This is a genomic window from Photobacterium japonica (assembly GCF_050337005.1).
Classification (GTDB): domain Bacteria; phylum Pseudomonadota; class Gammaproteobacteria; order Enterobacterales; family Vibrionaceae; genus Photobacterium; species Photobacterium japonica.
The window spans coordinates 1-10305 of the sequence record NZ_JAKJSN010000095.1; the positions used below are offsets into that span (position 1 = coordinate 1).

The 10305-nt window shown below is 46.3% G+C and carries 9 protein-coding genes and 1 pseudogene; 4 read left to right on the plus strand and 6 right to left on the minus strand.

The window, feature by feature from the left end; genetic code table 11:
* From L4C36_RS22875 to pncB, 4 genes are all read right to left on the minus strand, one after another.
* Nucleotides 1-204: transposase family protein (locus L4C36_RS22875; RefSeq protein ID WP_428480083.1), on the minus strand; the 204-nt coding region annotated here is incomplete at its 3' end.
* A 42-nt stretch (nt 205-246) separates the two neighbouring features.
* Nucleotides 247-663 carry a hypothetical protein gene (locus tag L4C36_RS22880; protein WP_428480084.1) on the minus strand — a complete coding sequence of 139 codons (417 nt, stop codon included), beginning with the start codon at nt 661-663 and terminating at the stop codon, nt 247-249.
* Nucleotides 664-883: 220 nt separating this feature from the next.
* On the minus strand, nt 884-1723 hold the full coding sequence (gene nadE, locus L4C36_RS22885; protein WP_428480091.1) for an NAD(+) synthase: 840 nt from the start codon (nt 1721-1723) through the stop codon (nt 884-886).
* Nucleotides 1724-1744: 21 nt separating this feature from the next.
* Nucleotides 1745-2980: a nicotinate phosphoribosyltransferase gene (gene pncB / locus L4C36_RS22890; RefSeq protein ID WP_428480085.1), complete on the minus strand. Its 1236-nt coding sequence runs from the start codon at nt 2978-2980 to the stop codon at nt 1745-1747.
* Nucleotides 2981-3189: 209 nt separating this feature from the next.
* Between pncB and L4C36_RS22895 the strand changes: the two genes are divergently transcribed.
* The 4 genes from L4C36_RS22895 to L4C36_RS22910 all read left to right on the plus strand — a co-directional run bounded on the left by L4C36_RS22895 (nt 3190) and on the right by L4C36_RS22910 (nt 8578).
* Nucleotides 3190-3930: a hypothetical protein gene (locus L4C36_RS22895; RefSeq protein WP_428480086.1), complete on the plus strand. Its 741-nt coding sequence runs from the start codon at nt 3190-3192 to the stop codon at nt 3928-3930.
* A gap of 241 nt (nt 3931-4171) precedes the next feature.
* Nucleotides 4172-4840 (plus strand): isochorismatase family protein, encoded by a 669-nt coding sequence (locus L4C36_RS22900; RefSeq protein ID WP_428480087.1) that lies wholly within the window; start codon nt 4172-4174, stop codon nt 4838-4840.
* Nucleotides 4837-5352, plus strand: a complete 516-nt coding sequence (locus L4C36_RS22905) for a nicotinate-nicotinamide nucleotide adenylyltransferase (protein WP_428480088.1) — start codon at nt 4837-4839, stop codon at nt 5350-5352. The genes L4C36_RS22900 and L4C36_RS22905 overlap by 4 nt, the downstream gene beginning before the upstream one ends.
* Nucleotides 5353-5626: 274 nt before the next feature.
* A complete protein-coding gene (locus tag L4C36_RS22910) occupies nt 5627-8578 on the plus strand; it encodes an alkaline phosphatase family protein (RefSeq protein ID WP_428480089.1) in 2952 nt (983 codons plus the stop codon).
* Between the two features lie 62 nt (nt 8579-8640).
* Here L4C36_RS22910 and L4C36_RS22915 read toward each other — a convergent pair whose 3' ends face one another.
* Both L4C36_RS22915 and L4C36_RS22920 read right to left on the minus strand, forming a co-directional pair.
* On the minus strand, nt 8641-9666 hold the full coding sequence (locus L4C36_RS22915; protein WP_428480090.1) for a tetratricopeptide repeat protein: 1026 nt from the start codon (nt 9664-9666) through the stop codon (nt 8641-8643).
* 221 nt (nt 9667-9887) lie between these two features.
* A pseudogene (locus L4C36_RS22920) lies at nt 9888-10305 on the minus strand (sel1 repeat family protein); the annotation flags it as partial.

The window sequence follows — 10305 nt, forward strand, 5'->3', positions numbered from 1 at the left end:
TACTCCTTTCTCAAAAAGGCCCTGTTTAAGAAACCACTCATGGTGGCCAAGAACGTATTCACGAATGTCGGTCCAGCCTTGGCCTCCGGCTATTACAGCGCAGATTGAGCCAAACAAAATATCGAACAGTGGGTAATCCACTTTCGCGCTTTGTCGCTCGTCACGGATGATGCTGAAATGCTCTTTGATGGTATCTAAATTCATGGCCACTCCTCAAAAGAGGAGCATAAGATCACAGTCGACTCGTCAGGTCAATTTTGATCTGGAATTGGGCAAAAAATATTCATGATCTTGCCCTGCTAACCAAGCTATGCCTCGCACAATTTTGTAGGCAATATCAGGTATGTCTTCTATTGTAGTATAATGAATTCCGTATTGAGTAACATGAAATTCAAATCGAAGATCCGAGAAAAACAAAAATCTGCTAATTAAAAAGTTCACACAAAAAATTGTAAGACAGAACCAAAAACCAATATCTCCAACTTTAATTTCAGAACCTAAATAAAGTATTACAGGAATAAAGGCAGAAACAAATAATGAGACTGGTGTTTGTATAAACACATTATACTTTCCACCAGTAAAACCCGTATATTTCCATTGAAACAACAATGGACTATTATTTATTTCTTCTTTCATTTCTTTTATATATGTTTCTGATATCACAATGCTACCCTATTTTGACAAATCAAATTATTAATACACCCATATGAAATATTCAACTACACCCAAAAGTCATACCGTCAATCAAACAAATATCTACTATTTAAGGCTATACTTCCAACGCTTCCATTGAATATCTGGGCCTACATCATGGAATCCCTGATATCGTCAAGTTTCCAGGCAGGGATCGCAGGCAATCACTGAGATTGGGCGGTCATCGTCATCAGTCAGGTTTTATCGGCATGGCGCGCTTATGGGCGGTCGCCAAAAATTGGTTTTCAATACGACGCGCGCTTTTCTCTGGGATGGATATCCCTTCGAGGTAATCGTCTATTTCGTCATACGTCACCATCAGCACGTCTTCATCCAGCAGTTGTGGCTTCTCTGACTCTAAATCTGCCGTCGGTGCTTTGGTATATAACGCTTTAGGTAGCCCGAGTGTTTTGGCTATCAGCCTGACTTGCCGTTTATTCAAGCCGACGAGCGGGGTGACATCACACGCACCGTCACCAAACTTGGTATAGAACCCCATGACCGCTTCAGCATTATGATCGGTCCCGATCACCAACCCACCCAGCAAGCCTGCAATTTCATATTGTGCCACCATTCGTTGTCGCGCTTTCACATTGCCCTTGGCAAAATCAAGCTCGCCACACCCTTGCTCACACAGGCCACGAAGGCCACGGAGGCCATGCATCCCGCTGACCACATCGTTATGCAGGGCATCAGCGGCAGCTTGAATATTGACGGTGTGCACATGGTCAGGGCATATATAGTCGAGCGCGGCTTGTGCATCTGACTCGTCTAATTGCGTGCCATAAGGCAGCCTAACCGCAACAAAAAATGCGTCGTAACCGGTTGAACGCAGCTTTTCTACCGCTAGCTGCGCCAGTCGCGCGGCGGCACTGGAATCAACACCGCCACTGACACCGAGCACATACGCGTTTAAGCCCGACGACTGAAGCGTGTTAGCCAGAAAGGTGATACGGCGGTCGATTTCCTGCTTGGCATCGAACTCGCTCATGCTCTGTACGTGTAATTCATTCAGGATACGCGCTTTAATCATGCTCATGATCCTTCTCCATTATGCCGGGACGTTAAAACGACGCTTTAGGTTCGCCAGATATGCCGGATCTTTGCAGATGCTTTTACCGGGTTCATCTGAAATTTTCGCCACGGGTGAACCGTCACACTGGGTCATCTTCATCACGATATTCAGTGGCTTATATTTAACCCCATCTTGGTTCACATAATCCCCCATGTCGTTACTCAAAAAAGTACCGATACCAAAGCTGGTTTTGATCCGACCTTTAAAATGGCAGGCGATCTTTATGGCTAACTCAAAATCAAGGCTATCACTGAACACCAGCGTTTTTGACAGCGGGTCAATGCCTTGCTTCTCATAGTGGGTAATGAACTTCTCCCCCCAGACAAACGGACACCCTGAGTCATGCCTTACCCCATCGAATAGTTTGCTAAACATATAATCGAAATTTTCGAGGAAGGCGTCGGTGGTAATACAGTCTGTCAGCGCGATACCCAATCGGCCGCGATACACCCTATTCCACGCTTCAAGTGCTTCAAATAGGCTGTTTTTCACATTGACGATGGATTGATGCGCTTGAAACCATTCGTGTGCCTGCGTACCAATTGCGTTAATCCCATATTCTTTCGCTAGGTGATAATTACTGCTGCCTACAAACATGGCGGGGACTTCACGCTTCATATGTTGAACCATGTCGCTCTGTGTTCTAGCGCTGAAGCGTCGACGTGTCCCGAAATCAGCAAAGAAGAAATGCCCTTCTAGATCATTGTCTTTCACCGCTTGTTTTAGCCATCGCGTCTTCTTGTATAAAATTTCACGGTTTAATTCATCAGGCATGTCAGGAAAACGACGACGATTTCTCACTTCAGACACGATGGCCAGCACGGGGATCTCAAACAGAATGGTGGCGAACCAACTGCCTTTGCATCGAATAAAAAGCTGATCGTTTTCAATGCCAATGGACAAGCAACGGGCGGGATCAAGTCGGAAATTTCTCAACACGTCGAGGAAAGCCGGCTTCATGAAACTTATCTTTCTGAGATAGCTAATTTGATCATCAGAAAAACGCAGATCTGCCAATCGCTGCAACTCTGTTTTAATTTCACCGCATAGTTCAGTGAGATCTTCCTCTGAACGGCAGATGAATTCATATTCCACCTCTAGACTCGGGTAGCGTTCCCACACGGCCTGCATCATATGTAGCTTATACGCATCCGTATCAAGCAAACTTGTCACGATGTGCTTCTGGAACAATCCTTTAGATATAAAATTCATGATAACCTTCCAAGTTGGTCAATTTGTTTGTCTAACAATATAATGGACCTACCCGTACAACTTAGTCAAGCAAGTTGACTAACTTTTTCTCTGATAATTTTGCAGAGATCGCTTAAGTGAATGATTTAAAACGGACACATTAGACAAGGAAGTTGTCCAACTTTCTGTGTTCTGTTACTGTAGTGCCACAACATAAGAGGACATACCGCATGATCAATACACTCGACTTCGCCTGTTTCAGGCTGAATAACGGCACACCTGAAATTCTTTTACGCATGCGGGACAAAATCGACGAGCCAGCCTATGGTGAATATGCCTTAGTCGGCGGATGGGTATGGGAAGAGCCGCTACAACAGGGGGCTATTTTTGATGCGAGCCTTGAAGAAGCCCAAGCCAGAATCATTGAAATGAAAGTCGGCATTAAGCCTTCTTATGTCAGCCAAATTCAGACCCTCGGCAACAATTGGCGAGACGCGCGTGGCTGGTCAATGACGGTCATCCACCTCTGTTTCTTTAATAGCGTGGATTGCCATGCCCTCTCAGAGAAGAATGGCATGAAGTGGGTGCCGGTTGCCTCCATCATTGATGGTGAACAAGTTGGCCAGCAGTGGGTATCGAACACCGAAGAGGGCATTACGTTATGCTTTGATCATAACCTGCTCGCCACTCTGGCGTACCAAGCCATGCAGCACCGACTGACGTACTCATCCCTGGCTTTTTATATTTTGCCTGACACCTTTTCCGTCCCCGATGTGATTGAAGCGTTTGCCGCTTTTGGGGTGCGAATTACAAAACAAACCATTGCGAATCGATGGGTTAAGTCAGGCCTGATCACCGATACGGGTGAAAAAGGCATCAGCCGTCGCGGTGGACAAAAGCCCACCTTGTACCGACTGGCAGAACAAGAACTGTCTTTCTTTGATGTGTCGCTCGGCAGAACAAGTCAGTAATATCGAGTCCACCTCCTCTCTCCCACCTCCCTCTCGCTAAGAGGGAGGACATACTCGACTTTTCCCCTCCCTTATTCATCCTGACCCTTTCAACAACAAACAATAGTTGGTCAATTTAATTCTCTAACTACCCTTTCAATTATTGATCCCACAAAAAAGCCATGCTAACCTGACTCAAGTTGGTCAACTAACTTAACCAACAAGTTCAACCCAATGAATGTACGATAGAAGGAAACATCGCATGGTTAGCTATTCGCACGTTGCATCTTTTGATGTCGATCCCCAAAACACGTTCACACCGGTCTGCCCCGACGAACTGCCTGTACCCGGTGGCAATGAGATTGCCGATGAATTAAATCAGAACGCAAAATTTGCCAGTAAGCGCATCTTGTCACGCGATGGGCATCCCAAAGATGCACTGTGGGTGGCTCAAAAACCCGAGCAAGTATTAACCGCAGCGAACCTGACGAATGTCGATCTATATTGGCCAGCACATGCGGTGATTGGCACGCTGGGGTTTGATTTAATTGAGGGGCTGCCTCACCCTGTGATGGGCTATGACTACACCGTCACGAAAGGCATCGATAGCGACTGTCATCCCTACGGTGCTTGTTACCATGATTTGGCCAATACGCGCAGCACGGGGGTGATTGAGTACCTTAAATTAAATAACATCACAACGATCATCGTCGGCGGTCTCGCCCTCGAGTTTTGTGTCAAAACCACCGTCGAGCAACTCATGGATGCCGGCTTTCAGGTGATCATCAATTTGGCCTCGACACGCGCCCTCTCAGCAGACGGTCAAAGCGACACCCTTGCCGCGTTACGCAAAAAGCCGGGCTTCACCCTTGTGGAAAGCCATGCACAACTCGCTGACGCCATTCAACATTTGAATAACGACATCGTATGATTGGTGTATTCGGTTCTGCCTTTAATCCCCCGACATTGGGTCATGATGACGCCATTAAGCAAGCCCTCGACAAGCTCGATAGGGTTATCTTGGTGCCATCTGCTCTCCACCCGTGGGGAAAAAAGATGGTCGATTTTGATCTCAGAATAACGATGTTACAGACATACGTTGAGACAGCATTTCCTTGTGGCCGCGTGCAGGTGTCCGATATAGAGCGGACACTGGCACAAACAGGCCAGCCTGTTTTCACTTGGCAGTTAATGGCGTCTCTTGATGCTTTGTATCCAAATGAGAAGCTGATTTTTCTGTGCGGCCCTGATGTCGAGCAAGATTGGGATAAATTCCAAAAAGCGGCATACATCCGCGAAACATGGGGAGTGATGTCTGTCAGTGAAAGGAGAACGATCAGAAGTACATTGGTGAGAAAAAACATTGAAACAGGCAAACCGATTAAAGGCCTTGTCGCCCCCGCTGTAGAAGCGTTTATCTTGAGTAATCATTTATATCGATAGAGACGGTGCCATGAGGCCTGTTGGCCGATATGGCAAAACCCTTCGGCTCACGCTACATGCAGCAAGCCCTTTTTGCCCTCACCAACGACAGCCCGGATACGTCCTCCCCCAAAACATCACGTTTGCATCGCTTTACTTCTAGATGGCACTCGAATTTTCACTCTCGCCGTTGCACTCTGGCGATTTACTGACAAAATACGCCCCGTCGATGCTGCCATGCACACATGACACGCTCTTTGAAGATCAATGGCTTGTAGATAAAAGGATTTTGACCATGCCTCGGTTTACGATGAACACCATGACTGTCGGGATATTATTGGCTTTATCACCGCTGAGTGCCTTAGTCCCCCTTTCCGCTAAAGCAGAGATCAGCCGTACGCCTATTATGGGTGGCTTAGTTAACTCGGCCGAAGTGCTACAACACCACATTGTTTCTTCTGTGTCTTATTCCACTCGCCTGACACGTGATATGACAGTGTTTACCATCGGCGGCCTCACTCTCGATGCTTATCTCATCACCTTACCGCTTGATGCAAAGACCAAAGCCAGAGTGATGGGGCAACTTGCCGATCCCACGTACGCTATCCCTCTCGGTTACTTTCTCTACCAATTTTATGACCGTTATACCGGTATCGGTAATGAAGACGTGTTTAAAGCCTATCTCAAAACGGTCTACGACGAGCGTGCATTAACAGGGTTTGAGCATTCGCTATTTACACTTAATGCAAAGACGAACACGGAAAACAAAGACCATAAAAAAGATCAAGCGCACCAAGAAGGGATCAAGGTAGACGGTGAATTCATGGCAGCCATGGTCACCGTGTATGACGCATTGGTGCAGATTGGTGAATGGCAAGATATGGCGCAACTGCCTTCTCAGTACACCTACCTGACGAACAGTGCGCACGATCTGGCATTAGTCAGCCAAATTCAGCCCATCGTCATCCACCTTCTCATGCAGGCTTCCGCAGGTATGGAAGACGGTGACATGAAAAATGCGTTGTTGACCATTATTGATGACGGTGCGCCAGAACAACAAAGCAACAACAACAACAGCAACAATAAAGCCCAAGCACTCACCATTACCCTTATCGACTTTATTCGCTTGAACGTACTGAAAGCGTATCGTCAGTTTGTGTATCAAGATGAACGCGCCATCGCACTGAATAACTGGCTACAAAACGCGTTTAATGACCAGCCAAGCGCTGCGATTGGCTTTTTACAATCGCAACAGCAGCGTCGATTCGCGGTACAGATCACAGTCGATGGCTTACAACAGGGGCTAATGGAAGGATTGGTTGATCCGAAAAAGCCATTCATTGGCGTCGCGTACAACAATCATCTCGACCACAAAAAATACGACGCACCTGAAACGGTATCCAGCCCTGACCATGAGCAAGACACCCGTTTTTTACAGACACTGGCAGAGCAACCCTATAACGATCCGCACTACCTGCCCTTTTTCACTCGCTTGTATCAAGCGCACACTGCCTCCATCGCACGCGTTGGTATTTCATCGACACCCACCATCAGTGTGCGCAATCTGCCGATCATAAAAACAGGGGCCAAGGTGTCGGGTGAGCAAGGTACAGGTATTCCTAATTTTCATTTTGTGGATAGAGAGGAAGATCGCGCCTATTACTTCTTTGGCAACGACGCACTGCAACTCGATAGGCTGATGCAAGCGAACAACGTCAAAACGATGTTTGACCGCCTCAATTACCTCAAAACGCTCAACTGCAATGCGCAGTATGATTGGAATGCGCACACCAGTTACGACGCGTTAGTGAATTTAGGTGCCGGTGAAACCTTGCGTGATTTTGGTGAAAAGCGCTGCGTGCGTGAACTACAAGAAAGAGCAAAAACAGAGCAACAATTAACGCGATTACGTGAACAGCTCATTCACGACATCACCGCTTATCAATACATCCCATCTTGGCGTTTTTACACCAAGCTTTCTCATCAATGGAAGGTTGAACAGGCCATCGAAACGTATGCCCAGCTTGATGGCAAGGGCATGCCGGACTACACCTTGATCTACAACCCGTGGCCCGATCATTTTGCCCATTTCGTTGGCCCATTCAGTGATGAGCTCATCATGCCCACTGGCGAGCTCAACCGACTCGATTATTGGATTGGCCAAGTGGAACAAACCTACCGTGATGCGGGCGTCTACCCACGTACATTATGGGGAATGGCGGGCGATCATGGCCTTGCGCCTGTTTACTACACCCTCAATCCCGAAAAAGCGATCTTTGCGCCTTTGGAGAAAAGACTCGGCTACCCATTGTCGATCAGAAAGATATCGTCCGATGAAGGTGAAGGACCGAAAATAACCAATGCCCTCAATTCCCCCACCAATAAGGGGATAGATGTCGTCGTTGCCTCAACCGCGGGCGGCAACTTTATGCTCGATGTGTTCAACGCAACCCAAGGATGGAAAACTCAGCCGCGCTATCACGAACTGACCCAGTGGCAACCGATCAACAGTACCTCGAACGCTAGCACCTCCTTGAACAATAACGTCGACTTGATCGCTGAAACCCTCACCGCATTGGGCGATACGTTGGATTATCTCGTGGTGAGGGAAAACGCCTGCACAGAGCAAACGTGCCACGTACGGTTAGTCGGCCAACGGAATGGAAAACGCGTGGATGAGTTTATCCAACAACAAGATGGCCGCTATTTTTATTCAGCGAAGGATCACAACAGTAGCTTACTCAACATCCATCAAATGAATCCTTACTTACCGTTAAAAAGCAAAGCGGACGTTGACACCTTCGCGCACTATTACAACCTGTGCGTGACCAGCGCTGAGCAAACCAACCCACACACATGGTGTGATGCCAATCAGTGGCGTGCATTAACGCGCTTTACACCGCGTCCTGATTCGGTCATCCAACTGGCCACACTCTACGCCGAGCCAAGAGCGGGAACCATCAACCTGTTCCCACGCGATGGCATTGGTTATAACACCCGAGTACCGGGCCGACACGCCGGTGAAAGCTATTTAGAGAAAGATGCCTTCATTGGCTTTTGGGGAGAGCCGATCGGCCCACACCCTACCCCTCTGATCAGTGAAGAAAATGGGTCGCTCGCCCCTACCTTATTTGAATACCTCACAGGTGAAACCGTGGTCGTTAACCAAAATGGCTGGGGCTATCCATCACTCTTGAACAAGTTAGACGTTGATCTTGAATCTACAGAGAAGTCACGAGCAAATTAAAAAACAGCAACGATGGCCAGTTCCGGAGGGAGTGGAACTGGCTAGAAACGTTGATGGTGAACTCAATTAAAAAGCTTATGGGTGGCTTCATCTAGGAATCTATTAGGTTTTACGCGCTTTAAGAAAGCTTCAGCTTGTTTATCCAAATCAGCTTGTTCTTCTGGGGTAATCAAAATCTCATAAATAAAATCCCCATTCATGTCCGTTTTATATAAACCAAAATCGTCTTCAATATTTAATTTTACTTTTGGTGATCCAGATATATCACTACCTAGTGCTATCGCAATCTTGTGATACATATATGCTTCATGATAATCAACATCAAGCATAGAATCCCCATTATTGTAAGCGTAAGAAAGGCTCTCTGCAGCTTTACCATAGCCTAACTCCAATGCTTTAAATATCCACTTCAAAGCTTCGGAATCACTAATTTCATCGTTTTCATAAAATAGATTAACCATAGCTGGTGCATAGCCACTCTCAGCAGCCGAAATCAAATGATTTAAATATTTATCATCATCATTCCAGGCGGAACTTCCTCTCAACACACCGTACCAACCACTCTTTATAATGTCGTCATAGTATGACGCACGCTTTTTCTTTTCATAAAAAGTAAAGGGTTTCCACCAATAACTTTTGTTACGATAATAAGCATACATGGCTTTTCCATCACCTTGATCCGCCAGCTTTTTAAACCCTTCTAGTGCCTTTTCTTTCCAATCATCATCACATGACCATCCCCTGAAATCACAAGGGTTTCTTAATCCCCCCGGCACCATTAGTTCCATCGCCCAAGGGTCACCCATTTCTGCCGCTTGCAAAAAGCTATCACCAGCATCACTGTATTTTCCTGTTTCATAGTGGGCAACGCCTAACCAATACAATGCATGCGCATTACCTTTATCGGCCTCAGCTTGGAAGACGGCTTTGGCTTGATCATATTCAAACTGGTTATACAGCTTTACGCCTTGCTCAATGTGGGCTTGGCAACTCGCATCGCAGTCATATGCAGAGGCTTGACTGGACGCGATGACGCTCATAAAAGTAAACATGCCTGCGAGTATCGAGGAGGAGGTTTTAGGTTTCATGTACGTGCTGCAATCCTTGAAGGTTGTGGGTGTAGGAGGGTTACCGTATGACGAGGGTCAACGCTCAGGGCTATTTTCAGTGGTTTAGGGGCTCGGGGGATAGTATGTACGTGCGAACCATGGAGACAGGTCACGATAATGGGCAGAAGGAAGATGACCAGTTCCGTAAAGCGTGGAACTGGCGAATGAAGAAAAGGCACTAAACGTTGAACACCCTCTACCTAAATGTACTTTCTAAACAATTCATGCGTTGTCTCATCGAGATAGCGATTAGGTTTGACACGCTGAAGAAAGTCTTCTGCCTTTTTATCCATCTCGGCTTGTTCTTTAGGCGTAATAAGGACCTTATAAGTAGCATTACCGTCTTTATCTCTAATTATTATATTATTTTCATCCCTAATAAGCTCTTTTGTTTTTGGCTTATGAATAAGCCCACTTTTCATATGGATAGCCAAAGAATTATAGTAATATTCATATTTTTTATTTTTAACCACTCCTCTCTTACCATTTTCATATGAATAATAAAGAGATTTTGCAGCATCTGGATATCCAAGTTCTAATGCTCTATTTATCCATTCACTTCCGTTCTCTTTTCCTATTATATCCTGGAAATAAAATAGTGAATACATTGCAGGAACG

Excerpts from the sequence above, each read along its gene's own strand:
- pncB (WP_428480085.1), bottom strand. The coding sequence starts at position 2,980 with ATGAATTTTATATCTAAAGGATTGTTCCAGAAGCACATCGTGACAAGT.
- L4C36_RS22895 (WP_428480086.1), top strand. The coding sequence starts at position 3,190 with ATGATCAATACACTCGACTTCGCCTGTTTCAGGCTGAATAACGGCACA.
- L4C36_RS22900 (WP_428480087.1), top strand. The coding sequence starts at position 4,172 with ATGGTTAGCTATTCGCACGTTGCATCTTTTGATGTCGATCCCCAAAAC.
- L4C36_RS22905 (WP_428480088.1), top strand. The coding sequence starts at position 4,837 with ATGATTGGTGTATTCGGTTCTGCCTTTAATCCCCCGACATTGGGTCAT.
- L4C36_RS22910 (WP_428480089.1), top strand. The coding sequence starts at position 5,627 with ATGCCTCGGTTTACGATGAACACCATGACTGTCGGGATATTATTGGCT.
- L4C36_RS22915 (WP_428480090.1), bottom strand. The coding sequence starts at position 9,666 with ATGAAACCTAAAACCTCCTCCTCGATACTCGCAGGCATGTTTACTTTT.